We start from the raw sequence: 25,314 nt of genomic DNA, 5'->3' as shown, positions 1-25,314 counted from the left end.
CAACGGGTGAGCTTGCGAGCAGTTTTCGCTATACTGCTAAGCCATCATTGAGTGCCGCAAAGGATCGAGCCCATGACAATGCGCGAGCTGGAAATCCAGTTTCAAAATGCGATGAATGAGTTGCAGAGCAGCTTCGAACGGCAACACCGCGAATGGCAGCGGAGCTACCAGGCGCTGCAGCAACTGCTGGAAGAAGCCAAACAGCGCGAAGCCGCGCTGCGGGCGCAGAATGAACAACTGGCGCGCAAACTGAGCACCGCCAGTTCGGTGCCGGAGCAGCATGCGCTGGTCAAGCAGATCAAAATGCTCGGCGCCCATCTGGACGCGCTGGCCAAAGACGCGGCCACCTTCAATCACCACCTGCGCCAACAGAGCGCGGTCGGTAATTTCAGCGGCGAACAGCATTGATAGCGGGCGCTGTCGCACAGCGCCTCCCGCCCCTCTTCTGGCGTACTGAGAGTGTAATAAAGCCTAAATGACCTGGATCATCCTCGCCGCCCTGATCGTCGTATTCATCATCGGTTACCGCATTTTGACGTCCGATACCCGTAAAGCCATCGATTCGCTGGCCCATCTGCTGAGGGTCAAACCGATGCTGATCGAATCGATGATCCAGGAAATGGGCGGCCGCCAAAGCCAGACCTTTATCCGCATGCTGAACAACGGCTATACCGAAGAGATGCACCAGGCCGCTTACCTGCTGTTCATCTACCTGACGTTCATCAAACAGGCGGACGACGAGCAGATTGGCCATTGGCGCGACGTGCTGCTGCGCGCCGGGCTGTCGCCGGAGCTGCACGCCGAGCACACCGAAGCGGCGCTGTTTTACTTCGCCGAGTTGGATATCGATGCGTTTGAACTGGCGCAGTTCCGCCGCGCCTACAACGAGCGTTTCAACCGCGAAGCGTTGGCCCACGGCTGATAGCGTCCCCCTGGCGGGGGACCGTTTACAGGAACATGCTGTAGAGGTAACGCGACAGCGCTTCGCGCGAGCTGAAGCCGTGTGCGATGCCGTAACGCTGATTCGGCGCGTCGCTGCTTAAATCCAGGGGAAATTCCAGATATTGCTCGCTGGTGCGCACCGGCGAGGTCGGCGTGGCGAAATGCACGCTTCTCTCTTTCAGCGCCGGGTGGATCACCAACGCGGTTCTGCCCATCCGCGCTTCGCGATTCACATACACGTAGTGTGCGCCCTTGCGGTAACCATAGGCCTGATCGGTGACATAATCACGCTCAAAGCCGGTATTCTCCAACACTTTAGCCACTTCATCCGGCCGTAAATACATCGATTCCTCCTCTCATTCTGGACCGCTGAGCGACCTTACCGTAATCATTCACCGAAACAATGATTTTCTGGGGAGGAATCCGGGTTTCGGACTATTCCTGAATCAGACCCGGCTGCGCTGCAGCAGGCGCAGAGTGAGCAACACCCCGAGCGCCACCAGCAGCGCCGCCGCCAGATAAATCGACGGCACGCCCGCCTGCCCGATCAGCAGCCCGGCCAGCGGGCCGGTGATGCCCAACGCCAGGTCGAGGAACGCCGAATAGGTGCCGAGCGCCGTGCCCTGATTCTGCGGCGGCACCTGTTTCACCGCCTCAACGCCCAGCGCCGGGAACACCAGCGAAAAACCGGCGCCGGCCAGCAATGCGCCGGTTTGCACCATCCAGGGCTCGCCGGCCTGCCAAATCAACAGCAGCCCGACGATCTCAACCAGAAACGACGCCAGCGTCACCTTCAACCCGCCATGGCGGTTGATGACATTGCTGAAGATCAGGCGAATGCCGACGAAGGCGCAGCTGAACAGCGTCAGCGAAAACGCCGCGCCGCTCCAGCCTTTGTCGGCGTAGTAAAGGGTGATGAACGTGGCGATCACGCCGAAGCCGACGGTGCCCATCGCCAGCCCGAGACCATAGGCCCAAATGCGGCCGAACACCGCGCGAAAGGCGATGCGTTGCCCGGCGGCGATCGAGACGTCCGGCTTGCCGCTCGCCAACAGCAGCGCCACTGCGACCGCCAGCACGATCAGCGCCGCCACCCCGGCCAAGCCCCACTGCTGATTCAGATACACGCCGAGCGGCGCGCCGGCCGCCATCGCGCCGTAGGTGGCGACGCCGTTCCAGGAGATCACCCGCGCGGTATGCATCGCCCCAACCCGGCCGATGCCCCACAGCGTGGAACCGGTGCTGGCGAAGCTTTCGCCGACGCCGAGAAACACCCGCCCCACGCACAGCAGCAGCAGGCTGAGCCACGGCCAACCGTCAACGCCGAACGCCAGCGCGTAAAACAGGCCGCTGGCGCCGCAGCAGGCCAGGCCGAACAGCACCACCTTCTTCGGCCCCAACTGATCGGCGTAACGCCCGGCGTGCGGGCGGCTGAACAGCGTGGCGAAGTATTGCGCGCTGATGATAAGGCCCGCCAGCACCGAGTTGTAGCCCAGGTGGTCATGCACAAATCCCGGCAGCACCGCCAGCGGCAGGCCGATGGTCAGATAGCAGACGAAGGTGAACATCACCACGGACAAAATACGTCGGTTCAGTTGGCGGTTATTTTCTGCGGTCATCGAAGGCGGCTCGCATCGGACGGGGTAGACGAAGCCCTCCAGCATACCCCGACGAGATTTGATGATAAATGAGAGAGTGATAACGAATTATTATTTCGCTAACGTTTTGCCGCCACCCGCGCACGCAGAAAATCGATAAACGCCCGCACCTTCTCCGACACGTGGCGCGTGTTCGGGTAGAGCGCATAGATGCTCTGCTCGGGGAAACGGTGATCCGGCAGCAACCGTTGCAGCCGGCCGGCGTCGATGTCGGGCTGCGCCAGCCACGCCGGCAGCAGCGCCACCCCGGCGCCATGCAGGGCGAACGCCAGCAATGCCGCGGCGCTGTCGCCGGTGAGCGTCGCAGCATCCGCGACCTTGAACAGCACCGCTTCGCGCTGCGGCGTGGCCACCTGCCAGCTGAGGGGTGAACTAAGCCGGCTGTGGGCGATCCACTGCGCCTGCGCCAGATCCGTCAGCGAATGAATCGGCCGCTCGGCCAGATAATTCGGCGCCGCCACCGGAAAGATGGCGAAGCTGTCGATCAGCGCCGCGCGGTGGCTGGAATCCGCCAGCTGGCCCAGGCGGATCGCCACGTCGAAGCGCTCAGAGATCAGATCGGCATGATAAGAGGAAGACACATGCTGGATGCGCAGGCGCGGATGCTGCCGCGAAAACGCCGCCAGCGCCGGCACCACGACCTGCGCGCCATACTCAGGCGTGCTGGTGATGCGCAGCACGCCGCTCAGCCCGTGATGATCGCGTCGCACGTCGTCGAGCACGTTCTCGGCCTCCTGCAACAGCTGCAGGCTGCGCTGGTAGAAGCGTTCGCCGGCATCGGTCAGCGACAATCGGCGGGTGCTGCGCGCCAGCAGTGACACCCCCAGCTCATTCTCCAGCTGCTTGACGTTAAAGCTCACCACCGCCTTGGTTTGCCCCAGCGCCGCCGCCGCCGCGGTAAAGCTGCCCGCTTCCACCACCGCCGCGAAGATCGCCAGACGCTGCAAATTCAGCATTTCGCCGCCCTTATTGTCAAAATCATTTTGACAGTGTAATCGCCCGCCGCCGATTTATCCGCACTTTTCCCCCCGATACACTGCTCGCCTTCAACCGGAGGCACCATGTCTTATCGCAGCAAAGTGGCAATCGTCTATCTGCTCGGCTTTTTCGTCGATCTGATCAATATGTTTATCGCCAACGTCGCCTACCCCGCCATCGGCCAGGCGATGGCGGCGTCGGTCAGCCAGCTGGCGTGGGTCAGCAACGGCTATATTCTCGGCCTGACGCTGGTGATCCCGCTCAGCGCCTGGCTGGCGCAGCGCATCGGCGGGCGGCGGGTGTTTCTGCTCTCGCTGGCGCTGTTCATGCTGGCCACCCTCGGCGCGGGCAACGCCGACAGCATCGGCGCGCTGATCGGCTGGCGCACCCTGCAGGGCATGGGCGGCGGTTTGCTGATCCCCATCGGCCAGACCCTGACCTATCAGCTGTACCGCAGCCATGAACGCGCCGGGCTGTCGGCCGCCATCATGTTGGTGGGGCTGCTGGCGCCGGCGCTGTCACCGGCGCTGGGCGGCTGGCTCGTCGATCGGTTGGACTGGCGCTGGGTGTTTTTCGCCAACCTGCCGCTGGCGGCCCTGGCCCTGGCGCTGGCGGCGCTGTGGCTACGTGCGGAAACGCCGACGGCGGCGTGCAAACCGCTCGACGCGACAGGATTACTGAGCGCCTGCGCGGCGCTGACGCTGCTGCTGCTCGGCCTGACCCGGCTGAGCGAAGCCGGTCATCAGGTTTCCGGCGCGGCGCTGCTGGCCGCCGGGCTGCTGGTGCTGGCCTATTATCTGCGCCATAGCCTGCGCACCCCGCAGCCGCTGCTGAACCTGCGGCTGGTCGGCGATCCGCTGCTGCGCAACGCCATGGCGGTTTATTTGTGCATTCCCGGCCTGTTCATCGGCGTCAGCCTGGTGGCGATGCTGTATTTGCAAAACCAGCTGGGGATGCCCGCCGCGCAGGTCGGCGGCCTGATGCTGCCCTGGGCGCTGGCATCGTTCCTGGCCATCACGTTGACCGGCAAAAGCTTTAATCGCCTCGGCCCGCGGCCGCTGCTGATCGCCGGCTGCCTGTTGCAAGGCGCCGGCATGCTGACGTTGGCACAGATCGATCAGGCCGGGCAGCACGCGTTGCAGATCGCCGCCTTCGCCCTGATGGGGTTCGGCGGCAGTCTGTGCAGCAGCACCGCGCAGAGCAGCGCGTTTCTGCAGATCCCCGACGGCCAATTGGCGGACGCCAGCGCACTGTGGAATATCAACCGCCAGCTCAGTTTTTGCCTCGGCGTGGCGCTGCTCAGCCTGCTGCTGAATCTGCTGCTGGCCGTGTTGCCGCCCGCGGCGGCTTACCGAACCTGCTTCATTCTGGCGGGCGCCAGCACACTTATCCCGCTGTTGCTGTGTCTGCGCCTCGCCAACCGCGCCATCGTGCGCCAACTCAACGCTCAACAGGATGCTTTATGAACCCGTATTTTACCGAAGTGATCGACGCCCACATCGCCATTGAACGCTGGCTGGGCAAAGGCGCCGGAGAGGAGCAAGCGCTGCTGGCGCGCTTTACGCCGGATTTCAGCATGATAGCGCTGAACGGCGCCCCGCTGGATTTCACCGCGCTGTGCGCTTTTTTCCGCGCGCATCGCGCCGCCAAACCGGGACTGGAAATCGAGATAGAAGAGATGAAGCTGGTGGCCGAATGGCCGACTGGCGCGGTAGTCAGCTACCGGGAAAAACAGAGTCTGCCGGGGCAAAGCGCCACGCTGCGCTACTCCACGGTGGTGTTTGAACGCCTGCCCGACGCGCTCGGCTGGCGGCATTTGCACGAAACCGCCGCGGCGCAATAATTACAGGAAGCTGCCGGCCAGAAACAGTTCCCAACCGACGATCACCCCGCACAGGGTTACCGCGCTGAAAATGACTTCAAACAGATAGCGATGGATCATCGTGAGTAGCCTCAAAAGAAGACACCCGGAAAGACCGGGTGTCTGGAATACGGGCTGTAGAGTGCGGAACCTTGTCGGTTCCGCAAACATCACTTAATTAAGCTTTTTTACCGGCTTTTTTGTGGTGTTTTTTAGCGGCCTGAGCTTTCTGCACTGGCGCTTTTTTGTGGTGTTTTTTAGCAGCCTGGGCTTTCTGAGCTGGCGCTTTTTTGTGGTGCTTTTTAGCGGCCTGAGCTTTCTGGGCTGGCGCTTTTTTGTGGTGCTTGGCTTTCTTGTGGTGCGTTGCTTTAGCTGGCGCTTTTTCAGCAGCAGCCGCTGGCGCAGCGGTAGTGGTGGTCGCAGCTGGCGCGGTGGTGGTAGCCGGAGCAGTAGCTGCAGTATCAGCAGCGAAAGCAACAGAAGACAGACCCATAGTGGCAGCAACGATCAGCGCTAATACTTTTTTCATCTTTAAATCCTCAGAGTGTTGTTTCGGTAAGCTCCGGTGGAGCCGTTGAAACAGATACTAGTGGAATCAAACGGCCGTTTCCGTGAGTGATTGGTTTCGCCGAGTAACCAAATGTACAAAGCCCAGGTGCCGGCAAACACCTGCGTGACGGCGGTTTTTTTCCGTGATCGGACACACAAATCTCGGCATGGTCTACACTTAAAAGACATGTGTCGAAATGGAGAGCTGAATGTTTAAGAAAGCGGAAAGAACAGAACGCGATATCGATCAGGATGTGACTCTGTTGGCCGATACGCTGGATGAAGTGTTGCGCGAGTCCGGTGACAAGACCAAAGAGGAACTGAAAGAGCTGCACAGCAAGGCGAAAGGCGTGCTGCGCGACGCGCGAGCGCGATTCAACGGCTCCACCAGTCTGACACAACATGCGCGCGACGCGGTCGATCAAGCCGACAGCTATGTGCGTGACAAACCTTGGCAGGGCGTAGGGATCGGTGCCGCCGTCGGCATCGTGCTCGGCGTGCTGCTGGCCCGGCGTTAACACCCCTGCAGTCATAAAGATAAAACAGATGTGCGTCTGGCCCGCGGAAATCGCGGGCCGTTTAATTTTAGCGAAACAGCTGCGCCAGCCCCTGTACCGCCCGCTCCGCCTCCTCTCGCCGGCTGAAATTGGCGAACCCCAGCAGTAACCCTTGCCCCACCGGATGGTCGATTCGCCAGTCCGATAACGCCTGCACCGCCAGCCCCTGCTGCCAGGCTTGCGCCGCCAACGGCGCATCCGCCAAGCCGTCGCGCAGCCGGGCCAACAGCTGAATACCGCCCTGTTGCGGCACCGTCGTCAGCCACGCCCCCAGCTGCCGCTCCAACGCCTGCGTCAGCCACTCGCGCCGCTGGCGGTACAACGGCCGCATGCGTTTCAGGTGGCGATAGAAATGCCCTTGCCGGATAAAATCCGCCACGCCGGCCTGCAGCAGCGGCGGGCAACCGCAGCCGCGCAGCCGACTGCTGCGCGCAAAGGCCTCCGTGAGGCCGACGGGCACCACTAAATAAGCCATGCGCAGCGCCGGGAACAGCGTTTTGCTGAAGGTGCCGGCGTACAGCACCCGCCCCTCAACATCGAGGCTTTTCAGCGGCGGCAGCGGCCGCCCGTGATAGCGAAACTCGCTGTCGTAGTCATCCTCGAGGATCCAGGCCCCACGCTGCTGCGCCCAGTCGAGCAGCGCCACCCGCCGCGCCAGGCTGAGCGAGACGCCGAGCGGGCTTTGATGGGTCGGCGTCACCACCGCCAGCCGCGCCTCAGGCGCCGTCAGCATACCCGCGGCCACGTCCATGCCCTGTTCATCCACCGGCACGGCGACCGGCCTGACGCCGGCGGCTCGCAACAGCGGGCGCGTGACCGGATAGCCGGGATCTTCGATCCATACCGCGTCGCCGGCGTGCAACAGCGTCTCCGTCACCCAGTCCAGCAACGCCGGATAACCGGCGCAGAGGAAAATTTGCTCCGGCCGGCAGCTGATGCCGCGCGACAAATGCAGATAATGGGCGATCGCCTCACGCAGTTCAGGCAGGCCGCCGGCCGGCGGCAGCGCCAGGGAAGCCGCCGTGGAACCGCGCAGCTGGCGGGCGACAATGCGCTGCCACAGCGCGCGGGGAAACGCATCCAGCGCCGGCACGCCCAGTTGGAAAGGCTGCAGCATGCCCTGCGGCTGCAGCGGATCGGGCGCTATCGTCGCCAGCGGCGGCATAGCGGGCATTGCGCACGGCGGCATGTGCGGCAACTGCGGCGAGACATAGGTGCCCGCCTGCCCCCGGCTCTGCAAGAAACCTTCGGCAATAAGTTGCACGTAGGCGCTTTCCACCGTGGCGCGCGCCACGCCCAAATCGCTCGCCAACCCGCGCACCGAAGGCAGCCGGCTGCCCGCCGCCAGGCTGCCCTGGGCGATGGCGTCTTTAATCCGCTGGTAAATCTGCCGGTACAGCGGCTCGGCGAGCCGGCTGTCCAGCCGCAATGAAGTCAGGAACGGCGGCATCATGGCCCGGTTAAATAATCATTTTATGGCCCTATAGCATAGACCATAAGGCCGCTAAAGTAGCGCCATGATTTCGTTACTATCGATTGAGGTTGACCATGATTAAGCAACGTTTGAACTATGCCGAGCTGGCGCCCGCCCCGTACAAAAATATGGTGAGCGCGCTGATGGCGCTGGAGAAAGGCGCCCTGGACAAAGCGACCATCGAGTTGATGTTTATGCGCGTTTCGCAGATCAACGGCTGCGCCTACTGCCTGGACATGCACGGCAAAGCGCTGCGCGAAAGCGGCTTCAGCCATGCCAAGCTGGATACGTTGGCGGGCTGGCGCGTCAGCCATGAATTCAGCGAACGTGAACGCGCGGCGCTGGAGTGGGCCGAGTCGGTTACGCTGATCGCCGCCACCGGCGCGCCGGACAGCGCTTTCGAGGCGCTGAAGGCGCACTTCAGCGATACTGAGATCGCCGATCTGACCTTCGCCATCAGCATCATGAACGCCTTTAACCGGCTGGCCGTCAGCATGCGTCAGTAATGCGCTCGCCTCCCCCTCTTGACTCTGAGGGGGAATTTCACACCCGCAAAAATTTTTCCCCTCGCCTTTTCCAGCCCCGGCGCGGCCTGCGCGCAAAACCCGACAAAACACCATATATAGCGTGGTTGATAAAACAAATATCAACATATAGTATTTTATCTATCAGCCGCAGGGAATATTGTTCGGCTGATAACGCCGTCAGAAACGCCAGGAACAATGCTCCGTTCTCTGACTTGTCCGCCTTTCCCTCAGCTTAAAGGTAAATACGAATCATGAGCATTATTATTTACAGTAAGCCGGACTGTGTCCAGTGCAACGCCACCTATCGCGCATTTGATAAACAGGGGATTGATTATCAGGTGATCGACCTCACTCAAGATCCGCAGGCGCTGGACCACGTTAAATCCTTAGGTTATCAGCAAGTTCCGGTGATTATCGCCGGTGACGATCACTGGGCCGGTTTCCGGCCGGACAAAATCGGCGCGCTGGCGCTCACCTGCTGAGGCCCGACGATGAATCCGCTGGTCTATTTCTCCAGCAGCTCGGAGAACACCCACCGATTCGTTGAGAAACTGGGCCTGCCGGCGATCCGCATTCCGATCGCCGGCGCCCGCAGCAAATTGCTGATGGAACAGCCCTATATCTTGATCGTGCCCAGCTATGGCGGCGGCAGCGCCGTCGGCGCGGTGCCGATCCAGGTGATCCGCTTTCTCAACGTTCCGCAAAACCGTTCATACCTGCGCGGCGTCATCGCCGCCGGGAACACCAACTTCGGCGCAGCGTACGGCATCGCCGGCGACATCATCGCCAAAAAATGCCAGGTGCCTTTCTTGTACCGCTTCGAGCTGCTCGGCACTACGCAAGACGTTGAAAACGTTAGACAGGGAGTAACCGCATTTTGGCAACGACAGAACTGACCAGGCCCGAGACGGGCGCGCTGGATTACCATTCGCTCAACGCGATGCTCAATCTTTACGATGCGGAAGGCCGGATCCAGTTCGATAAAGATCGGCTGGCGGCGCGGCACTACTTCCTGCAGCACGTCAACCAAAACACCGTGTTCTTCCATAACCTGGAGGAAAAGCTGCGCTATCTGGTGGAAGAAGGCTACTACGAGCCGCAGGTGCTGGCGCAGTACGAATTCCCGTTTATCAAGCAGCTGTTCCAGCAGGCCTACGCCAAAAAATTCCGCTTCGAGACTTTCCTCGGCGCCTTCAAGTACTACACCAGCTATACGCTCAAAACCTTCGACGGCAAGCGCTATCTGGAACGCTACGAAGACCGGGTGTGCATGGTGGCGCTGACGCTGGCGGCGGGCGACACCGCACTGGCGCAGGATCTGGTGGAAGAGATGATTTCGGGCCGCTTCCAGCCGGCCACGCCGACCTTCCTCAACTGCGGCAAACGCCAGCGCGGTGAGCTGGTCTCCTGCTTCCTGCTGCGCATCGAAGACAATATGGAATCGATCGGCCGGGCGGTGAACTCCGCGCTGCAGCTGTCGAAACGCGGCGGCGGCGTGGCCTTCATGCTGAGCAACATTCGCGAGGTGGGCGCGCCGATCAAACGCATCGAGAACCAGTCCTCCGGCGTCATTCCGATCATGAAAATGCTCGAAGACGCCTTCTCCTACGCCAACCAGCTCGGCGCGCGCCAGGGGGCCGGCGCGGTGTATCTCAACGCCCACCACCCGGATATCCTGCGTTTTCTCGACACCAAGCGGGAAAACGCCGACGAGAAGATCCGCATCAAAACGCTGTCGCTGGGGGTGGTGATCCCGGATATCACCTTCGAACTGGCGAAGAACAACGAAGAAATGTACCTGTTCTCGCCCTACGACGTCGAACGGGTGTATGGCACGCCGCTGTCTGAAATCAGCGTCAGTGAAAAATACCGCGAGATGGTGGACGACAAGCGCATCCGCAAGTCGCGCATCAACGCGCGCGAGTTCTTCCAGGTGCTGGCGGAGATCCAGTTCGAATCCGGCTACCCCTACGTCATGTTCGAGGACACGGTCAACCGAGAGAATCCGATCGCCGGGCGCATCAACATGAGCAATCTGTGTTCGGAAATCCTGCAGGTCAACCGCGCCAGCACCTATCACGAGGATCTGAGCTACGATCGCATCGGCAAGGATATCTCCTGCAACCTCGGCTCGCTGAACATCGCCAAAACCATGGACGCGCCGGACTTCGGCAAGGCGATCGAGACCGCGATCCGCGCGCTGACCGCGGTGGCCGACATGAGCGATATCCGCTCGGTGCCGTCGATCGCCGAAGGCAACCGCAGCGCCCGCGCCATCGGTCTGGGCCAGATGAACCTGCACGGTTACCTGGCGCGCGAGCGCATCTTCTACGGCTCGGAAGAAGGCATCGATTTCACCAATCTCTATTTCTATACCGTGGCCTATCACGCCATCCGCGCCTCGAACCGGCTGGCGATCGAACGCGGCGGCGCGTTCGACGGCTTTGAGCACTCGCGCTATGCCAGCGGCGAGTACTTCGACAAATACACCGAACGCGACTGGCTGCCGCAGACCGAGCGGGTGCGCGAGCTGTTCGCCGCCGCCGGCATCGCCATTCCGGGCCGCGATGAGTGGCGCGCGCTGCGCCAGTCGGTGATGATGCACGGGCTGTACAACCAGAACCTGCAGGCGGTGCCGCCGACCGGTTCCATCTCGTACATCAACAACGCCACCTCCAGCATCCATCCGATCGTCTCGCGCATCGAGATCCGCAAGGAAGGCAAGATCGGCCGCGTTTACTATCCGGCGCCGTACATGACCAACGACAACCTGGCGTATTACCAGGATGCCTACGAGATTGGCCCGGAAAAAATCATCGATACCTATGCCGCCGCGACGCAACACGTCGATCAGGGGCTGTCGCTGACGTTGTTCTTCCGCGATACCGCCACCACCCGCGACATCAACCGCGCGCAGATCTACGCCTGGCGCAAAGGCATCAAAACCATTTACTACATCCGCCTGCGCCAGATGGCGCTGGAAGGCACCGAGGTGCAGGGCTGCGTGTCCTGCGCGCTGTGAGGCAACTTATGACGACCGTAACATCGGCGCCGCTGGTGCGCGCCATCAACTGGAACATCATCGAAGACGACAAGGATCTGGAGGTGTGGAACCGCCTGACCTCCAACTTCTGGCTGCCGGAGAAGGTGCCGCTGTCCAACGATATCCCCTCCTGGGCCACGCTGACGCCGAAGGAGCAGCAACTGACCATTCGGGTGTTCACCGGGTTGACGCTGCTGGACACCATCCAGAACACCGTCGGCGCGCCGGCCCTGATCGCCGATGCGCTGACGCCGCACGAAGAGGCGGTGTACTCCAACATCAGCTTTATGGAGGCGGTGCACGCCCGCTCTTACAGCTCAATCTTCTCTACCCTGTGCCAAACGCCGGACGTGGATGACGCCTATCGCTGGAGCGAGGAAAACCGCGCGCTGCAGAAGAAAGCCGGCATCATTCTGGCGCACTACCGCAGCGACGATCCGCTGCTGAAAAAAGTCGCCAGCGTGTTCCTCGAGTCGTTCCTGTTCTATTCGGGCTTTTACCTGCCGATGTACTGGTCCAGCCGCGCCAAGCTGACCAACACCGCCGATCTGATCCGCCTGATCATTCGCGACGAGGCGGTGCACGGCTACTATATCGGCTATAAGTTCCAGAAAGGGCTGGAGAAAGTGGACGCCGCACGGCGCCAACAGGTGAAAAATTTCGCCTTCGATCTGATGCAGGACCTGTACGACAACGAGGTGCGCTACACCGAGGAACTGTACGACGGCGTTGGCTGGACGGAAGACGTGAAGACCTTCCTGCACTATAACGCCAACAAAGCGCTGATGAACCTGGGGTATGAAGCGCTGTTCCCGCCGGCGATGGCGGAGGTCAACCCGGCGATCCTGTCGGCGCTGTCGCCGAACGCCGACGAAAACCACGACTTCTTCTCCGGGTCAGGGTCGTCCTACGTCATCGGCAAGGCGGTCAACACCGAGGATGAGGACTGGGATTTCTGAGGACATGACAGCGATGCCGGTCTTTCAGGCCGGTATCGTGCATTCAATACCCTTGTTCTTTCTGACTGCGGATCGCCAGAACAAACGCCGTATCGATATCAGGAATGTATTTGTAGAGCGCCAAATAACCGCGAGCTTGCTGCCCAATCATCAATTCACGCAGCCCTGCGCCAAGGGACCGTCCGATCAATGGATTATGTTCCAATACCGCAATTGCCTGGATGATTTCCTGAATGCGCCGCCCTGAATCCGCAGCGCCATACTGAGCCAAATGAGCGAGAATACGTTCGATATCATCCCTGACCTCTGGCGCCAACTCAACATTTGCCATCAGCGCCCCAATTTTTTAACCGGAGGTTTGACAGCGGCAGTATCACCCGCTGCGTAATTTTCCAAATAACCGCGCATCTCTTTCCAAGAGACCGTCTCTCCCGTCGCAATTATCTTGGCATAGCGTTTTTCCGCTTCATTCTCAAAGTCGCGGCGCAACTCTTCCTGCTGCGTTTTCTCCGCTATTGCCTGCAAAATAAAGCTGTGAGACGTTACGCCAACCTGCTCGGCGACGGCAGCGACTCGGGCTTTAAGCTCATCTGGAATACGAATGGTCGTCGTCGACATAATCGCTCCTCACGTCGGTCAATCACATGTAGCTCAATTGTGCTACATGCAGTCTGGCAGCGCAATAATGCAGAGGATTATTTCACCGATTGACGCAGCTCTAGCCGCCGCCAGATAGCGCGTTTCTCCGCGTCGCTGGCGGTCGGCCAGGCGGCGATCTCCGCCCGCGTGCGCCGGCATCCGCGGCACTGCTGGGTTTCGTCGTCGATCCGACACAGGCTGACGCAGGGCGACCTGACGCCGGGATGAAACTGCTGATTGTCGCCCGCCATACGCTGCCCTTGATGTGATGAGTTCCGCCACAGGATACCCGATCCTGCGGCGGCGCGTCGTCAATCAGATGATGCCGCCGTTGGCGCGCAGGGTTTGGCCGTTGATCCAACCGCCGTCGGCCCCCGCGAGGAAGGCCACCGCCGCAGCGATATCGTCCGGCGTGCCCAGGCGCTCCAGCGGCGCCATCTTCGCCAGCCGCTCGATAAGCTCCGGGGTTTTGCCGTCGAGGAACAAACCGGTGGCGGTCGGTCCCGGCGCGACGGCGTTCACCGTGATATTGCGGCCGCGCAGTTCTTTCGCCAGCACGCTGGTCAGCGCTTCGATCGCCGCCTTACTGGCGGCATACATGCCGTACCCCGGCTGCAGCAACCCCACCACGCTGGAGGAGAAGTTGATGATGCGGCCATTGTCGCGCAGGCGCTTCGCCGCCTCGCGCATCGCATTGAAGCTGCCTTTCAGATTGATGTCGAGCAGGCGATCCACGTCTTCGTCACGCATGTCCGCCACCGGCGCCAGCGCGATCACCCCGGCGTTATTGACCAGCACGTCGACGCCGCCAAACGCCTGTTCGGCGCTGTCGAACAGGCGGGCGACCGCAGATGCATCGCTGACGTCGGCTTTGACGCTCAAGGCGCGGCCGCCGCCCTGTTCAATCTTGCGCACCAGCACATCGGCCGGCGCCGGGTTGCCCGAATAGTTGATGATGACGGTGAAGCCATCGGCGGCCAGACGCTCGGCGATGGCCGCTCCAATGCCGCGCGATGCGCCGGTAACGATGGCGACGGAGGGAGTTTTCTGATTCATCGGGAGATCCTTAAAGAAAACGACGAGGGTAACGTTAATCATGCACTCTTTATCACGGCGAATAAGCCCCGATTCTCTGGCATCATCATCCCAAATTATCGAACAATGTCCCCAAGGCGCTTACGATGGCCGCCCGTTGGGCGGCCATCGCCATTACAGCGCGCCGTAGTTCAATGGCACCCAAGTGTAACCGTCGCCCTGGCGGTTCAAATACCCCAACCCCGGGAACGACAGGTGTGCGCCCCCCACCAGCTCGCTCTGCCGCGCGCTGTCGCCAAATATCCGCAGCCGCTGAGCGACCGCCGCCTTGGCGTCATTATCAAAGCTGATAGCCACCTTCGGATGCGGCATCTGCACCGCCGCCACGTGGATCAGATCCCCCAACAGCAACAGCTTCTGGCCCTGGCTGGTCACCTGATACACGCTATGCCCCGGCGTATGGCCGTGGGCGGCAAAGGCGGCAATGCCCGGGGAAAGCTCACCGTCGCCGCTGAACGGCTTAAAGTGGCCGGCCGCCTGATACGGCTTGATCACTGCCTGAGCCCTTTCGAAGTTGCTTTTACTGCCCGCGCTGGCCTGTTTCAGTTTGTCCGCGCTTAGCCAGAAGTCCGCGTCCTGGCTGGCGGCGCGCACCACCGCATTGGGGAATACCGCCTTGCCGTCGTGCGTCAGGCCGCCGAGGTGGTCCGGGTGCATGTGGGTCAGGTAGATCTCATCCACCTGCTCCGGCTGGTAGCCCGCCGCACGCAGGTTATCCACCAGCTTGCCCAGGCCGTCGCCCAGCAGTTGGCCGGCACCGCTGTCGATCATCACCAGCTTGTCGCCGGTATTGATCAGATAAGCATTGACCGACGTGACCACCGGCAGGCTTTGATGCTGCTCGGCTACCCCGGCGGCGATCTGCTGCGGCGTACGGCCCAGTAACAGCTTATCCGCCGGCAGGCGAATAATGCCGTCGGACAACGCGGTCACTTCAAAGCTGCCCAGCATGATGCGGTAAAATCCCGGCGTCGGGGTTTTGGCCTGCGGCGCGGCGGCGCCGGCCTGTAACGACATAACGGCCAGCGCCGCGCCCAGCAGACAACGTTTCCAGAACATGATGACTCCTTGTGAGAATTGAACAGCGCTAAGTATTGACGCAAAAAGCCCGATGCGCCTGTTTAATAAATGCCTTTGATAAATATATAAATAATATATTCATTATGAATAATTTTGTTTGCCAAGCCACACAACCCCAATCCATATTTTCTCGTGCGCCGCTTCGTTATTTTTCTTACTCCCTAAACCACGAGTAAGGAAATATGATGAGCTATCAATTCGAAAACCTGGTCTTTGAAGGCGGCGGCGTAAAAGGCATCGCCTATGGCGGCGCACTGGAATTGCTGGAGGCCAAAGGCATCATGCCGCAGATCAAGCAAACCTCCGGCGCCTCAGCGGGCGCCATCGCCGCGCTGCTGGTCGGGCTGGGCTGCAGCTCGGCCGACGTGACCAAGATTCTGTCGGCGATGGATTTTAAAAAATTCCTCGATTATAACGGCGGTTTTTTCGGCACGCTCCAGGACGCCTATCGCCTGTTCAATCAATACGGCATTGCGCCCGGTGATTATTTCTATCAATGGTCGCGCGATATTATCAAGCAATATACCGGCAACCCGGATATTACCTTCGAACAGTTCGAAGCGATGAAAACGGCGAAAGGCTTCAAGTCGATTTACTTTATCGGCGCCAACCTCAACAGCGGCCAGCGCGAAGTCTATTCGCATCGCACCACGCCGCGCATGAAAGTGGCGGATGGCCTGCGCATTTCGATGTCGTTCCCGTTCGCCTTCGTGGCGAAGAAAAATGCCCTGGGCGACCTGTGCATCGACGGCGGCATGATCGACAACTACCCGGTGCGGCTGTTCGACTATGACTTCTCCGCCACGCCGCCTTACATCGACAGCGCCAGCCAGCGCATCAACACCCGCACGCTGGGCATTCGCCTGGACTCCGCCAGTGAAATCGCTCAGGCCGCCGGTCAAGCCGGCCCGCGCACGCCGGTCAACAACCTGTTTGATTTCACCCTGGCGGTGGCCAACGTGATGCTGGACATCCAAACCAAGGTGCATCTGGACAGCGATGACTGGAAGCGCACCGTGTATGTCGACACGCTCGACGTCGGCACGCTGGAGTTCGGCATCAGCGAGGAGAAGAAACGCGCGCTGATCGAATCCGGCCGTCGCGGCGTAGAGCGCTACTTCGCGTGGTATGACGCCGCCATGAAGCAAGCGGCGTAACCGGCAGTTCCCCGCCCGCGCGTCGGGCCGGCGCGCGGGCAAAAAAAATCCCCGCGGGGGCGGGGAAAGGCAAAGTAACGCTAAGGATTTATAGGAGTTATACGAAGAACTTGGCCAACACCAGCAGCGACAGCGAAACGTTGATAGCGCCGCCGATACGGGTTGCGATCTGGGCGAACGGCATCAACGACATGCGGTTGCCGGCGGTGAGGATCGCGACGTCGCCGGTCCCGCCCTGCCCGCTCTGGCAGCAGGAGACGATCGCCACGTCGATAGGGTGCATGCCGATTTTCTTGCCGACGAAGAAACCGGTCGCTACCAGCGCGCTGACGGTGGTGACGATCACGATCAGATTCTGTACGGTGAACGCGTCCACCAGTTCCTGCCACGGCGTGATGGCTACCCCGACGGCGAACAGGATGGGATAGGTCACGGCGGTGCGGAAGAATTTGTACACCACCTGCGAGCCTTCCTGAATGCGCGGCGACACCCCGTGCGCCAACTTCACCGCCACGGCGGCGAACAGCATGCCCACCGGCGCCGGCAGGCCGATCAGACGGTGCAGCAGCATGCCCACCATATACAGCAGAATGGCCAACAGCGCGCCGCAGGCGATGGTGCTGACGTCCACCTTGCCGCTGATTTTTTCCACCGCGCTCATGTCGCTTTCACCCTGCTTGCTCGGCATCAGGCTGCCTTCGCCGGTCAGGTGGGGATAACGCTTGCCCAGCTGGTTGAGCAGGCCGGCGATGACGATAGCGGTCAGGCTACCGAGCATCACGATAGGCAGAATGCGCCCCAGCGCCACGCCCTGCTCCATGTGCAGGATCGCGGCATAGCCCATCGACAGCGGGATCGCCCCTTCACCTACGCCACCGGCCATGATCGGCAGGATCAGGAAGAAGAAGATCTGGAACGGTTCCAGGCCCAGCGCCATGCCGACACCCATCCCCACCAGCATGCCGACGATCTCGCCGCACAGCATGGGGATGAAGATGCGCAGGAAGCCCTGGATCAGCACCTGGCGGTTCATGCTCATGATGCTGCCGACGATGATGCAGCAGATGTAGAGGTAAAGAATGTTGGTCGATTTGTAGAACTTGGTGGTCGACTCCACCACCACGTCCGGCAGCAGGCCATAGTGCACCAGCGCGGAAGGAATGAAGGTCGCGCAGATCGCCGCCGCGCCCATTTTGCCGATCAGTGGCAGGCGCTTGCCGAATTCGCCGCAGGCGAAGCCGAAGAACGCCAGGGTGGCCACCATCACCACAATATCGCTCGGCAACTTGCCTTCCAGGCAGTCGAGCAGAATCAATACGCCGGCCAGAATAAAGAACGGTAACGGAATAATCCCTACTTTATAATTGTCCAGTATCCGCCACCATTTCTCACGCAGAGGAATATCAGCGGCCTTGTCTTTGGCTACGAGGTAAGAATCATCTGTTGTGCTCATAATCTGGCCTCTTATTAGTTTGTTCAGCCATCATAGAGAAGCGCACGGATTATCTGCTGTGATTATGTTCAAAATTAAAAAGGGTTTTTAATGGTGGTTATGGTTTCTATGGGGTTAATTAAGATTATGTAAAAATCAGCGTGGTTTTAATGGCGTTAATACCGTTTTTATTTTAAAGCTTATCAACTTTATCGCAGACGAACAATTCTCGTCCGGTTCACGCTAATCCCGTGTGAGGGATCACAAGTTGATCGGGCGCAATATTACACACCCCGTATCTCGTGATAGGGTAAGGCTTCAGGATCTCTTTACGGTGAAGCTCCTCCATGCGCCTTAAACTCTCATTTCAAATCAAGCTGTTTCTGTGCCTGGTGGCCTTCTCCTGCCTGCTGCTGAGCTGCATCGGCGCCTACACCTATTACCAGCTGGATGCGCAGCTGCACCGCGATCTCGGCGCCCGCGCCCAGGTGCAGGCGCGTGAAATCGCCCTTATCCCTTCGTTGGTGGATGCCGTAGAAAAAAACGACGCCGCCAGGATAGCTGCGTTGATGAAAAAAATCCGCGCCAGCAGCGACGCCAGCTATATCGTCATCGGTGATAATCATGCCCGTCATCTCTATCATTCCGAATATGAGGGCCGCCTGGGCACGCCGATGATCGGCGGCGATAATAAAGAAGTATTGGAAGGAAAAAGCATTATTTCCATTCGCAAGGGTGGCATCGGCGTTTCATTACGCAGCAAGGCGCCGATTCTGGATGAAAATAATCACGTCATCGGCATCGTTTCCGTCGGCTATTTGAAATCGCATATCGATAATTTAAATGCCAGGACATTAACGCAAATTATCGGTTCCATCGTGCTGCTGCTGATCGCCCTGTTCGTTTTTTCCTGGCTACTGTCGAAAAACCTCAAACGCCAAATGTTCTGGCTGGAGCCGAAAGAGATCGCGCTGCTGGTGCGCCAGCAAAAAGCGCTGCTGGAAGCCATCTATGAGGGCGTGATCGCCATCGATCCGCAGCTGCGGATCATCACCATCAACCATGCGGCGCGTGAGCTGTTGGATCTGCATCAGCCCGCCACCGGCCTGCTGGGCCGGCCGATCGGCGACGTGATCCAGGCCCAGCCGGACTTTTTCGCCGTCGCGCAGTTGGAGCACGACACCCATGACGAGGTGTGCCGCTTCAACCACGTGCGGGTGATCGCCAGCCGGGTGCGCATCATGCAGGAGCAAGAGCTGCAAGGCTGGGTGATCAGCTTCCGCGACAAGAACGATATCAATACCCTGAGCAGCCAGCTCAGCCAGGTGAAACGCTATGCCGACAACCTGCGCATCATGCGCCACGAGCAGCTGAACTGGACCGCCACGCTGGCCGGACTGCTGCATATGCAGCGCTACGACGAGGCCATCCGCTATGTGGAAGCCCAGTCGGAGGGCGCGCAGGAGATCCTCGATTTCATCTCGCAGCGCTTCAGTTCGGCGGCGCTGTGCGGGCTGCTGCTGGGCAAATACTCCAGCGCCAGAGAGAAAGGCATCGAACTGCGTTTCGATCCGGCCTGCCAGCTGCGGCAGATCCCGGCGGCGCTGAATGAGACCGAACTGATGTCGATCGTCGGCAACCTGCTGGATAATGCGGTGGAGGCGACGCTGCACTGCCCGGCTCCGCACGACGCGATCGAACTCTATATCAGCGACGGCAGCGACGAGCTGGTGATCGAGGTGGCGGATCGCGGCACCGGCATCGCCGAGGAGATTCGTGATACGCTGTTTGAACAGGGCGTGACCACCAAAGCGGATAAAAGCGACCACGGCATCGGCCTGCATCTGGTCGCCAGCCACGTGGCGCAGGCGCACGGCAGCATAGAAGTGTCGGACAACGAGCCGCACGGCGCGATATTCTCTATATTTATCCCTAAATAAAACCCATAACCCGATTTTTTTGAGCACCCGATTATGTCACACCAAACACTGGACGTTCTGATCGTGGAAGATGAGCCGCAACTGGCGACGCTGCACGCAGAGTTCATCGAGAAAAATTTCAACCTGCGGGTGGTGGCCTACGCCGCCACGCTGGCCGAAGCGCGGGCCAAAGCCAACGAGCATCAGCCGCGACTGATCCTGCTGGACAACTTTCTGCCGGACGGCCAGGGCATTGAGCTGATGGAAGAACCGGCGGTAAAGAATCCCGCCTGTTCGGTGATTTTCATCACCGCCGCCAGCGACATGCATACCTGCAGCCAGGCGATCCGCAACGGCGCCTTCGACTACATCATCAAGCCGGTGTCTTACAAACGGCTGCGCAACTCGCTCGAGCGCTTCATGCAGTTCGTGCAGACCCAGCGCACCTTCAAAATCATCGATCAGGACAATGTCGATGCGCTGTACAACCTGCAGTCGAAGCAGTTCTCCAGCGAACCGAGCGCCAAAGGCATAGAAACCAACACGCTGGAGCTGGTGCAGGCGCTGTTTATCGCCCAGCCGGCGGTGGCGCATGCGGTGGAAGACGTGGTCGAACAGGTCGGCATCAGCAAAACCACCGCTCGCCGTTATCTGGAATATTGCGTCGCCACCCAGTTCGTGCGGGTGGAGATGCTGTACGGCAATATCGGCCATCCGCGCAGGCTGTATCGCAAGGCCTGAGGCTGCCATCTGGCTGTCATACTAAGGCGATAACATGACGCTCGACGATATCCCCCTCGATATCGGCACCTGTCGTTAAAACTGATGAAATACTGATGACTTTTGCCCGGCCTCTGGTCGGGTTTTTTATTATCCGAACGGCAGGCGCGGCGCCCAAATATCTCTCTGCGCCACACCGTATTATTTCCCCAAAAACCAAACCATTATGGCGAATAATGGCCGTTAATTTTGAGTCACGGGCCAAATTACCATAACTAATTAAAACCTTGATGTAAACCACTAATATCCCATTTAAATGACATTGAGGGTTGTCTCAGATATTCACTGTGTTAGGGTAAAAAGCTCTTTTATTTTGCTAAGGACAGCCCATAACGCTTTAATTAAACCAGAGGAAACAGCAAATTGCATGGCAATTAAACTCGAAGTAAAGAACCTGTATAAGATATTTGGCGAGCACCCGGAACGCGCATTCAAACTGCTGGATAAAGGTCTGACAAAAGATCGGCTGTTTGAAAAAACCGGCTTATCGCTCGGCGTAAAAGACGCCACTCTGGCCATTGAAGAAGGCGAGATATTTGTCATCATGGGGCTCTCCGGTTCCGGCAAGTCCACCCTGGTACGCCTTCTCAATCGTCTGATAGAACCCACCCGCGGTCAGGTGCTGATCGACGGTGAGGACATCGCCAAAATATCCGACACCGCGCTGCGCACCGTGCGGCGAAATAAGATCAGCATGGTATTTCAGTCATTCGCGCTAATGCCGCACATGAATGTTCTGAATAATACCGCCTTTGGCATGGAATTAGCCGGAATACCGCTGCAGGAACGCCAGGAAAAAGCGCTGGACGCCCTGCGTCAGGTCGGGCTGGAGAATTATGCGCTGTCTTATCCGGATGAATTATCCGGCGGCATGCGTCAGCGCGTGGGATTAGCCCGCGCGATGGCCAATAACCCGGATATATTATTGATGGACGAAGCCTTCTCGGCGCTCGATCCGTTAATTCGCACCGAAATGCAGGATGAGCTGGTGAAATTACAGGCTCAGCATCAGCGCACCATCGTGTTTATTTCCCACGATTTGGACGAAGCAATGCGCATTGGCGATCGCATCGCCATCATGCAGGGCGGCGAGGTGATCCAGGTCGGCACGCCGGACGAGATCCTCAATAATCCGGCCAACGACTACGTGCGCACCTTCTTCCGCGGCGTGGACATCAGTCATGTGTTCAGCGCCAAGGATATCGCCCAGCGGCGTCCGGTGACGCTGATCCGCAAAACCCCCGGTTTTGGCCCCCGCTCGGCGCTGCAGCTGCTGCGCGATGAGGACCGTGATTATGGTTATGTTGTTGAACGCGGGAAGAAATTTATCGGCGTGGTGTCGATAGAGTCGCTGAAAAAGGCGCTGTCCGCCAATCAAACGCTGGACGATGCCCTGCTTGATGCCCCCGCCGCCGTGCCGGCCGACACGCCGCTCAGCGATCTGATCTCCCTGGTCGCCCAGGCGCCGTGCGCGGTGCCGGTGGTGGGCGAAGAACATAACTATCTCGGCATCATCTCCAAGGCCATGCTGCTGCAGGCGTTGGACAAGGAGGGCTCAGCCAATGAGTGATACCACCCAAACCCAAGATCCCTGGGCTACCGCACCGGCCGATGCCGGCGCGGCCCCCGCTCACGATGCCGCCGCCAACGCCGGCGACGCCTGGTCCAGCGCGCCGCCACCGGCCGCTCATGACGCCGCCGGGCAAGGCGCCGATTGGCTCAGCAGCGCCCCGGCGCAGCCTGAGCACTTCAGCCTGCTTGATCCGTTCCACAAAGCCTGGGTGCCGTTTGATTCCTGGGTCACGCAAGGTATCGACTGGCTGGTGCTGCACTTCCGCCCGCTGTTCCAGGGCATCCGCGTGCCGGTAGACGTGATCCTGAGCGGCTTCCAGCAATTGCTGTTGGGCATGCCGGCGCCGATCGCCATTCTGGTGTTCTCGCTGGTCGCCTGGCAGATCGCGGGCCTCGGCATGGGCGCCGCGACGCTGCTCTCTCTGGTCGCCATCGGCGCCATCGGCGCCTGGTCGCAGGCGATGGTTACGCTGGCGCTGGTGCTGACCGCGCTGTTCTTCTGCATCCTTATCGGCCTGCCGCTCGGCATCTGGCTGGCGCGCAGCAAGCATGCCGCCAAAGTGATTAGGCCGCTGCTCGACGCCATGCAAACCACCCCGGCCTTCGTCTATCTGGTGCCGATCGTCATGCTGTTCGGCATCGGCAACGTGCCGGGCGTGGTGGTGACCATTATCTTCGCGCTGCCGCCGATCGTGCGTCTGACCATTCTTGGCATCAAGCAGGTGCCGGAGGATCTGATCGAGGCCGCCGAATCCTTCGGTGCCAGCCCGCGCCAGCTGCTGTTCAAGGTGCAGCTGCCGCTGGCGATGCCGACCATCATGGCCGGCGTGAACCAGACGCTGATGTTGGCGCTGTCGATGGTCGTCATCGCCTCGATGATCGCCGTCGGCGGTCTGGGCCAGATGGTGCTGCGCGGCATCGGCCGGCTGGATATGGGCCTGGCCGCCATCGGCGGGGTCGGCATCGTGATCCTGGCGATCATTCTCGATCGCCTCACCCAATCGCTGGGGCGCGATCGCCGCAGCAAGGGCATCGGCCGCTGGTACCGTCGCGGCCCCATCGGGCTGTTTACCCGTCCATTTATCAAACAAGCCTGACGCTTTTCCCGCCGGCGGCTGCGGCCCCGGCGGGCCAGGGCACCACCACATCAAAAGAGGGGAAACACTATGCGCACCACGGGCATCTGGGCTCTCGCCCTGACGACACTGATTGGCTCACAGAGCGCCATCGCGGCGGATTTACCCGGCAAGGGAATAGCGGTACAGCCGGTGCAAAGCACCATTTCCGAAGAGACGTTCCAGACGCTGCTGGTCAGCAAGGCGCTGGAAAAACTGGGTTACGACGTGAAGGAACCGCGCGAAGTGGATTACAACGTCGCCTACACCTCCATCGCCTCCGGCGACGCCACCTTTATCGCGGTCAATTGGGATCCGCTGCACGCCGATCAGTACAAGGCCGCCGGCGGCGACGCCAAGTTCTACCGCGAAGGCGTCTACGTCAACGGCGCCGCGCAGGGCTACCTGATCGACAAGAAAACCGCCGAGCAGTACCACATCACCAACGTCGAACAGCTCAAGGATCCCAAGATCGCCAAGCTGTTCGACACCAACGGCGACGGCAAGGCCGATCTGACCGGCTGCACCCCGGGCTGGGGCTGCGAGGCGGTGATCAACCACCACATCAAGGCCTATGGCCTGAGCAATACCGTCGAACACAACCAGGGCAACTACGCGGCGATGATCGCCGACACCATCACCCGCTACAAAGAGGGCAAACCGGTGCTGTATTACACCTGGACGCCGTACTGGGTCAGCGATGTGATGGTGCCGGGCCGCGACGTGGTCTGGCTGCAGGTACCGTTCTCTTCCTTGCCGGGCGAGCAGAAGAACGTCGATACCAAGCTGCCTAACGGCGCCAACTACGGCTTCCCGGTCAACACCATGCGCATCGCCGCCAACAAGCAGTGGGCCGAAGCCAACCCGGCGGCCGCCAAGCTGTTCGCCACCATGAAGCTGCCGATCGCCGACATCAACGCGCAAAACCTGCGCATGCATGAAGGCCAGGCTTCGGAGGCCGACATCCAAAACCACGTCAACGGTTGGATCAAGGCGCATCAGGCGACCTTCGACGGCTGGGTGAAAACCGCCGCCGCAGCGGCGAAGCCGTAACCGAGCGGGGGCGCCTCTGCCGCGCCCCTACCCCGCCAGATCGATGCCGCTGAACTGTAAAAAACGGGCGGCGGCGTTCGACAAGGGCTGCGGCCAGATGCAATACACCTGGCGCCGCGGCCCGTCTTCAATCGGAATCGACACCAGCGCGCTTAAGCGTTGCGCGGTCGAGATCGGTACGATGCCCGCCGCCAACCCGCGCCGCACCAGATTCTCCAGCCATTCGATATGATCGATCTCAAAACTGACGTGCCGGCGGATGCCCGCCGCCAGGAAGGCGCGATCGGTTTGGCGCCGCGCGCCGGTGCCGCTGTAGAAATCCACCAGCGGCACTTCCGCCAGCGCCTGCAGGTTAACCCGCTCGCGGTTGGCCAGCGGGTGCTGCGGCGCCACCAGCGCCACCAGCGGCTCATCGGTCAACTGCCGGTGCGACATCGGCAGCAGATCGACATCGCCGGGCCAGATGCCGACGAACGCCATATCGCACTTCTGCTGACGCACATCCTCCAGCAGGGCTTCGCTCATGCCAACGTACAGGCGGATGTTCACCGCCGGATAGTGGCGATGAAACTTGTCGAGCTTTTCGGTCAGATCAATCGCGTTTATGGTTGAAATCGTGCCGATGGTCAGGGTGCCGGACACCGCATCGCCGGCGGCGGTCACCTCCTCCACCAGCGCCTGCTGCGCCGCCAACAGTCGCTGCGCCGAGGGTATGAAAGCCTGGCCGGCGGGGGTCAAGCGCACCCGGCGCGAAGTACGTTCAAACAGCGTACAGCCCAGCTCTTCTTCCAGTTTGGCGATCTGGTGGCTGAGCGCCGACTGCACCGTATGGCAGCGCTGCGCCGCCCGGGTGAAACTCTGTTCTTCCGCCACCGCCAGCGCATAGCGGATCTGTTTCAGGTTCATGGCATCTATCTTGAAATG

General features: G+C 60.3%; 29 protein-coding genes. 16 read left to right on the top strand and 13 right to left on the bottom strand.

Translation table 11 applies throughout. The features are described from left to right. Nucleotides 1-72 precede the first annotated feature (72 nt). Together ITX55_RS19565 and ITX55_RS19560 are read left to right on the top strand one after the other, a co-directional pair. Complete coding sequence (locus tag ITX55_RS19565; protein ID WP_033644141.1) at nucleotides 73-408, top strand: MbeD/MobD family mobilization/exclusion protein; 336 nt, start codon at nucleotides 73-75, stop codon at nucleotides 406-408. Nucleotides 409-475: 67 nt separating this feature from the next. Then, complete coding sequence (locus ITX55_RS19560) at nucleotides 476-922, top strand: DUF1198 family protein (RefSeq protein ID WP_033644142.1); 447 nt, start codon at nucleotides 476-478, stop codon at nucleotides 920-922. Between the two features lie 25 nt (nucleotides 923-947). Here ITX55_RS19560 and ITX55_RS19555 read toward each other — a convergent pair whose 3' ends face one another. The 3 genes from ITX55_RS19555 to ITX55_RS19545 all read right to left on the bottom strand — a co-directional run bounded on the left by ITX55_RS19555 (nucleotide 948) and on the right by ITX55_RS19545 (nucleotide 3,556). Beyond that, nucleotides 948-1,286: a DUF2002 family protein gene (locus ITX55_RS19555; protein ID WP_042785237.1), complete on the bottom strand. Its 339-nt coding sequence runs from the start codon at nucleotides 1,284-1,286 to the stop codon at nucleotides 948-950. Between the two features lie 102 nt (nucleotides 1,287-1,388). Continuing rightward, the gene (locus tag ITX55_RS19550) at nucleotides 1,389-2,561 is read right to left on the bottom strand and encodes an MFS transporter (protein WP_074446864.1); all 1,173 of its coding nucleotides are present in this window, start codon (nucleotides 2,559-2,561) and stop codon (nucleotides 1,389-1,391) included. Nucleotides 2,562-2,659: 98 nt separating this feature from the next. Next, nucleotides 2,660-3,556 carry a LysR family transcriptional regulator gene (locus ITX55_RS19545; protein ID WP_223085305.1) on the bottom strand — a complete coding sequence of 299 codons (897 nt, stop codon included), beginning with the start codon at nucleotides 3,554-3,556 and terminating at the stop codon, nucleotides 2,660-2,662. A 105-nt stretch (nucleotides 3,557-3,661) separates the two neighbouring features. Here ITX55_RS19545 and ITX55_RS19540 point away from each other — a divergent pair, with 105 nt between their 5' ends. Together ITX55_RS19540 and ITX55_RS19535 are read left to right on the top strand one after the other, a co-directional pair. Further along, the gene (locus tag ITX55_RS19540) at nucleotides 3,662-5,044 is read left to right on the top strand and encodes an MFS transporter (RefSeq protein ID WP_223085304.1); all 1,383 of its coding nucleotides are present in this window, start codon (nucleotides 3,662-3,664) and stop codon (nucleotides 5,042-5,044) included. Continuing rightward, a complete protein-coding gene (locus tag ITX55_RS19535; protein WP_004928958.1) occupies nucleotides 5,041-5,421 on the top strand; it encodes a DUF4440 domain-containing protein in 381 nt (126 codons plus the stop codon). Before ITX55_RS19540 ends, ITX55_RS19535 begins: the two co-directional genes overlap by 4 nt. Before the next feature lie 196 nt (nucleotides 5,422-5,617). Here the strand turns inward: ITX55_RS19535 and asr are convergent, their stop codons facing one another. Continuing rightward, on the bottom strand, nucleotides 5,618-5,968 hold the full coding sequence (asr, locus tag ITX55_RS19530) for an acid resistance repetitive basic protein Asr (RefSeq protein ID WP_004928953.1): 351 nt from the start codon (nucleotides 5,966-5,968) through the stop codon (nucleotides 5,618-5,620). A gap of 229 nt (nucleotides 5,969-6,197) precedes the next feature. Between asr and ITX55_RS19525 the strand changes: the two genes are divergently transcribed. Then, on the top strand, nucleotides 6,198-6,506 hold the full coding sequence (locus ITX55_RS19525; protein WP_004928950.1) for a YqjD family protein: 309 nt from the start codon (nucleotides 6,198-6,200) through the stop codon (nucleotides 6,504-6,506). 67 nt (nucleotides 6,507-6,573) lie between these two features. Here the strand turns inward: ITX55_RS19525 and ITX55_RS19520 are convergent, their stop codons facing one another. Next, nucleotides 6,574-7,998 carry a PLP-dependent aminotransferase family protein gene (locus ITX55_RS19520; protein WP_223085303.1) on the bottom strand — a complete coding sequence of 475 codons (1,425 nt, stop codon included), beginning with the start codon at nucleotides 7,996-7,998 and terminating at the stop codon, nucleotides 6,574-6,576. 95 nt (nucleotides 7,999-8,093) lie between these two features. On the opposite strand from ITX55_RS19520, the gene ITX55_RS19515 reads away from it, so the two are divergent. The 5 genes from ITX55_RS19515 (at nucleotide 8,094) to nrdF (ending at nucleotide 12,548) form a co-directional block, all read left to right on the top strand. Continuing rightward, the gene (locus ITX55_RS19515; RefSeq protein WP_015378864.1) at nucleotides 8,094-8,525 is read left to right on the top strand and encodes a carboxymuconolactone decarboxylase family protein; all 432 of its coding nucleotides are present in this window, start codon (nucleotides 8,094-8,096) and stop codon (nucleotides 8,523-8,525) included. Between the two features lie 272 nt (nucleotides 8,526-8,797). After that, entirely contained in the window at nucleotides 8,798-9,028 is a 231-nt protein-coding gene (locus ITX55_RS19510; RefSeq protein WP_033644148.1) for a redoxin NrdH, read from the top strand. A gap of 9 nt (nucleotides 9,029-9,037) precedes the next feature. After that, nucleotides 9,038-9,442 (top strand): class Ib ribonucleoside-diphosphate reductase assembly flavoprotein NrdI, encoded by a 405-nt coding sequence (gene nrdI / locus ITX55_RS19505; protein ID WP_004928930.1) that lies wholly within the window; start codon nucleotides 9,038-9,040, stop codon nucleotides 9,440-9,442. Continuing rightward, complete coding sequence (nrdE, locus tag ITX55_RS19500; protein WP_071845116.1) at nucleotides 9,424-11,568, top strand: class 1b ribonucleoside-diphosphate reductase subunit alpha; 2,145 nt, start codon at nucleotides 9,424-9,426, stop codon at nucleotides 11,566-11,568. The genes nrdI and nrdE overlap by 19 nt, the downstream gene beginning before the upstream one ends. An 8-nt stretch (nucleotides 11,569-11,576) precedes the next feature. After that, nucleotides 11,577-12,548 (top strand): class 1b ribonucleoside-diphosphate reductase subunit beta, encoded by a 972-nt coding sequence (gene nrdF / locus ITX55_RS19495; protein ID WP_033639549.1) that lies wholly within the window; start codon nucleotides 11,577-11,579, stop codon nucleotides 12,546-12,548. Between the two features lie 43 nt (nucleotides 12,549-12,591). On the opposite strand, the gene ITX55_RS19490 is transcribed toward nrdF, so the two are convergent. The 5 genes from ITX55_RS19490 to ITX55_RS19470 form a co-directional block, all read right to left on the bottom strand. Continuing rightward, complete coding sequence (locus tag ITX55_RS19490; protein ID WP_099784241.1) at nucleotides 12,592-12,879, bottom strand: type II toxin-antitoxin system RelE/ParE family toxin; 288 nt, start codon at nucleotides 12,877-12,879, stop codon at nucleotides 12,592-12,594. After that, the gene (locus ITX55_RS19485) at nucleotides 12,879-13,166 is read right to left on the bottom strand and encodes a CopG family ribbon-helix-helix protein (protein ID WP_033639547.1); all 288 of its coding nucleotides are present in this window, start codon (nucleotides 13,164-13,166) and stop codon (nucleotides 12,879-12,881) included. Before ITX55_RS19485 ends, ITX55_RS19490 begins: the two co-directional genes overlap by 1 nt. Nucleotides 13,167-13,243: 77 nt before the next feature. Next, on the bottom strand, nucleotides 13,244-13,438 hold the full coding sequence (locus tag ITX55_RS19480) for a DUF1289 domain-containing protein (protein WP_046897850.1): 195 nt from the start codon (nucleotides 13,436-13,438) through the stop codon (nucleotides 13,244-13,246). A 64-nt stretch (nucleotides 13,439-13,502) separates the two neighbouring features. Beyond that, nucleotides 13,503-14,243 (bottom strand): SDR family oxidoreductase, encoded by a 741-nt coding sequence (locus tag ITX55_RS19475; RefSeq protein WP_223085302.1) that lies wholly within the window; start codon nucleotides 14,241-14,243, stop codon nucleotides 13,503-13,505. Between the two features lie 153 nt (nucleotides 14,244-14,396). After that, nucleotides 14,397-15,341 (bottom strand): MBL fold metallo-hydrolase, encoded by a 945-nt coding sequence (locus ITX55_RS19470; RefSeq protein ID WP_033644153.1) that lies wholly within the window; start codon nucleotides 15,339-15,341, stop codon nucleotides 14,397-14,399. A 206-nt stretch (nucleotides 15,342-15,547) separates the two neighbouring features. On the opposite strand from ITX55_RS19470, the gene ITX55_RS19465 reads away from it, so the two are divergent. Beyond that, nucleotides 15,548-16,519, top strand: a complete 972-nt coding sequence (locus ITX55_RS19465; protein ID WP_147838534.1) for a patatin-like phospholipase family protein — start codon at nucleotides 15,548-15,550, stop codon at nucleotides 16,517-16,519. Nucleotides 16,520-16,616: 97 nt separating this feature from the next. Here the strand turns inward: ITX55_RS19465 and ITX55_RS19460 are convergent, their stop codons facing one another. Continuing rightward, a complete protein-coding gene (locus tag ITX55_RS19460) occupies nucleotides 16,617-17,972 on the bottom strand; it encodes a 2-hydroxycarboxylate transporter family protein (protein WP_033644155.1) in 1,356 nt (451 codons plus the stop codon). A 326-nt stretch (nucleotides 17,973-18,298) separates the two neighbouring features. Here ITX55_RS19460 and ITX55_RS19455 point away from each other — a divergent pair, with 326 nt between their 5' ends. Next, a complete protein-coding gene (locus ITX55_RS19455) occupies nucleotides 18,299-19,891 on the top strand; it encodes a sensor histidine kinase (protein ID WP_042785247.1) in 1,593 nt (530 codons plus the stop codon). Between the two features lie 33 nt (nucleotides 19,892-19,924). Next, nucleotides 19,925-20,611 (top strand): response regulator, encoded by a 687-nt coding sequence (locus ITX55_RS19450; RefSeq protein WP_033644157.1) that lies wholly within the window; start codon nucleotides 19,925-19,927, stop codon nucleotides 20,609-20,611. A gap of 16 nt (nucleotides 20,612-20,627) precedes the next feature. Here ITX55_RS19450 and ITX55_RS19445 read toward each other — a convergent pair whose 3' ends face one another. Then, nucleotides 20,628-20,891, bottom strand: a complete 264-nt coding sequence (locus tag ITX55_RS19445; RefSeq protein ID WP_127897172.1) for a hypothetical protein — start codon at nucleotides 20,889-20,891, stop codon at nucleotides 20,628-20,630. A gap of 126 nt (nucleotides 20,892-21,017) precedes the next feature. Between ITX55_RS19445 and proV the strand changes: the two genes are divergently transcribed. The 3 genes from proV to proX all read left to right on the top strand — a co-directional run bounded on the left by proV (nucleotide 21,018) and on the right by proX (nucleotide 24,390). After that, nucleotides 21,018-22,220: a glycine betaine/L-proline ABC transporter ATP-binding protein ProV gene (gene proV, locus ITX55_RS19440; protein WP_223085301.1), complete on the top strand. Its 1,203-nt coding sequence runs from the start codon at nucleotides 21,018-21,020 to the stop codon at nucleotides 22,218-22,220. Continuing rightward, nucleotides 22,213-23,319, top strand: a complete 1,107-nt coding sequence (proW, locus tag ITX55_RS19435; protein WP_033644159.1) for a glycine betaine/L-proline ABC transporter permease ProW — start codon at nucleotides 22,213-22,215, stop codon at nucleotides 23,317-23,319. Before proV ends, proW begins: the two co-directional genes overlap by 8 nt. A 69-nt stretch (nucleotides 23,320-23,388) precedes the next feature. Next, nucleotides 23,389-24,390 carry a glycine betaine/L-proline ABC transporter substrate-binding protein ProX gene (gene proX / locus ITX55_RS19430; RefSeq protein ID WP_123061928.1) on the top strand — a complete coding sequence of 334 codons (1,002 nt, stop codon included), beginning with the start codon at nucleotides 23,389-23,391 and terminating at the stop codon, nucleotides 24,388-24,390. A gap of 27 nt (nucleotides 24,391-24,417) precedes the next feature. On the opposite strand, the gene ITX55_RS19425 is transcribed toward proX, so the two are convergent. Next, nucleotides 24,418-25,296: a LysR family transcriptional regulator gene (locus tag ITX55_RS19425; protein WP_019455589.1), complete on the bottom strand. Its 879-nt coding sequence runs from the start codon at nucleotides 25,294-25,296 to the stop codon at nucleotides 24,418-24,420. Between the last annotated feature and the right edge of the window lie 18 nt (nucleotides 25,297-25,314).

Source organism: Serratia sp. EWG9, assembly GCF_019913725.1.
Lineage (GTDB): Bacteria > Pseudomonadota > Gammaproteobacteria > Enterobacterales > Enterobacteriaceae > Serratia > Serratia ureilytica.
Note: the sequence above shows the minus strand (reverse complement) of the source record. Positions and strands in the feature narration are given on the sequence as shown.

Bases quoted from the DNA above. Each gene is read 5' to 3' on its own strand.
- ITX55_RS19565 (WP_033644141.1), top strand. From the start codon at position 73: ATGACAATGCGCGAGCTGGAAATCCAGTTTCAAAATGCGATGAATGAG.
- ITX55_RS19560 (WP_033644142.1), top strand. From the start codon at position 476: ATGACCTGGATCATCCTCGCCGCCCTGATCGTCGTATTCATCATCGGT.
- ITX55_RS19555 (WP_042785237.1), bottom strand. From the start codon at position 1,286: ATGTATTTACGGCCGGATGAAGTGGCTAAAGTGTTGGAGAATACCGGC.
- ITX55_RS19550 (WP_074446864.1), bottom strand. From the start codon at position 2,561: ATGACCGCAGAAAATAACCGCCAACTGAACCGACGTATTTTGTCCGTG.
- ITX55_RS19545 (WP_223085305.1), bottom strand. From the start codon at position 3,556: ATGCTGAATTTGCAGCGTCTGGCGATCTTCGCGGCGGTGGTGGAAGCG.
- ITX55_RS19540 (WP_223085304.1), top strand. From the start codon at position 3,662: ATGTCTTATCGCAGCAAAGTGGCAATCGTCTATCTGCTCGGCTTTTTC.
- ITX55_RS19535 (WP_004928958.1), top strand. From the start codon at position 5,041: ATGAACCCGTATTTTACCGAAGTGATCGACGCCCACATCGCCATTGAA.
- asr (WP_004928953.1), bottom strand. From the start codon at position 5,968: ATGAAAAAAGTATTAGCGCTGATCGTTGCTGCCACTATGGGTCTGTCT.
- ITX55_RS19525 (WP_004928950.1), top strand. From the start codon at position 6,198: ATGTTTAAGAAAGCGGAAAGAACAGAACGCGATATCGATCAGGATGTG.
- ITX55_RS19520 (WP_223085303.1), bottom strand. From the start codon at position 7,998: ATGATGCCGCCGTTCCTGACTTCATTGCGGCTGGACAGCCGGCTCGCC.
- ITX55_RS19515 (WP_015378864.1), top strand. From the start codon at position 8,094: ATGATTAAGCAACGTTTGAACTATGCCGAGCTGGCGCCCGCCCCGTAC.
- ITX55_RS19510 (WP_033644148.1), top strand. From the start codon at position 8,798: ATGAGCATTATTATTTACAGTAAGCCGGACTGTGTCCAGTGCAACGCC.
- nrdI (WP_004928930.1), top strand. From the start codon at position 9,038: ATGAATCCGCTGGTCTATTTCTCCAGCAGCTCGGAGAACACCCACCGA.
- nrdF (WP_033639549.1), top strand. From the start codon at position 11,577: ATGACGACCGTAACATCGGCGCCGCTGGTGCGCGCCATCAACTGGAAC.
- ITX55_RS19490 (WP_099784241.1), bottom strand. From the start codon at position 12,879: ATGGCAAATGTTGAGTTGGCGCCAGAGGTCAGGGATGATATCGAACGT.
- ITX55_RS19485 (WP_033639547.1), bottom strand. From the start codon at position 13,166: ATGTCGACGACGACCATTCGTATTCCAGATGAGCTTAAAGCCCGAGTC.
- ITX55_RS19480 (WP_046897850.1), bottom strand. From the start codon at position 13,438: ATGGCGGGCGACAATCAGCAGTTTCATCCCGGCGTCAGGTCGCCCTGC.
- ITX55_RS19475 (WP_223085302.1), bottom strand. From the start codon at position 14,243: ATGAATCAGAAAACTCCCTCCGTCGCCATCGTTACCGGCGCATCGCGC.
- ITX55_RS19470 (WP_033644153.1), bottom strand. From the start codon at position 15,341: ATGTTCTGGAAACGTTGTCTGCTGGGCGCGGCGCTGGCCGTTATGTCG.
- ITX55_RS19465 (WP_147838534.1), top strand. From the start codon at position 15,548: ATGAGCTATCAATTCGAAAACCTGGTCTTTGAAGGCGGCGGCGTAAAA.
- ITX55_RS19460 (WP_033644155.1), bottom strand. From the start codon at position 17,972: ATGAGCACAACAGATGATTCTTACCTCGTAGCCAAAGACAAGGCCGCT.
- ITX55_RS19455 (WP_042785247.1), top strand. From the start codon at position 18,299: ATGCGCCTTAAACTCTCATTTCAAATCAAGCTGTTTCTGTGCCTGGTG.
- ITX55_RS19450 (WP_033644157.1), top strand. From the start codon at position 19,925: ATGTCACACCAAACACTGGACGTTCTGATCGTGGAAGATGAGCCGCAA.
- proV (WP_223085301.1), top strand. From the start codon at position 21,018: ATGGCAATTAAACTCGAAGTAAAGAACCTGTATAAGATATTTGGCGAG.
- proW (WP_033644159.1), top strand. From the start codon at position 22,213: ATGAGTGATACCACCCAAACCCAAGATCCCTGGGCTACCGCACCGGCC.
- proX (WP_123061928.1), top strand. From the start codon at position 23,389: ATGCGCACCACGGGCATCTGGGCTCTCGCCCTGACGACACTGATTGGC.
- ITX55_RS19425 (WP_019455589.1), bottom strand. From the start codon at position 25,296: ATGAACCTGAAACAGATCCGCTATGCGCTGGCGGTGGCGGAAGAACAG.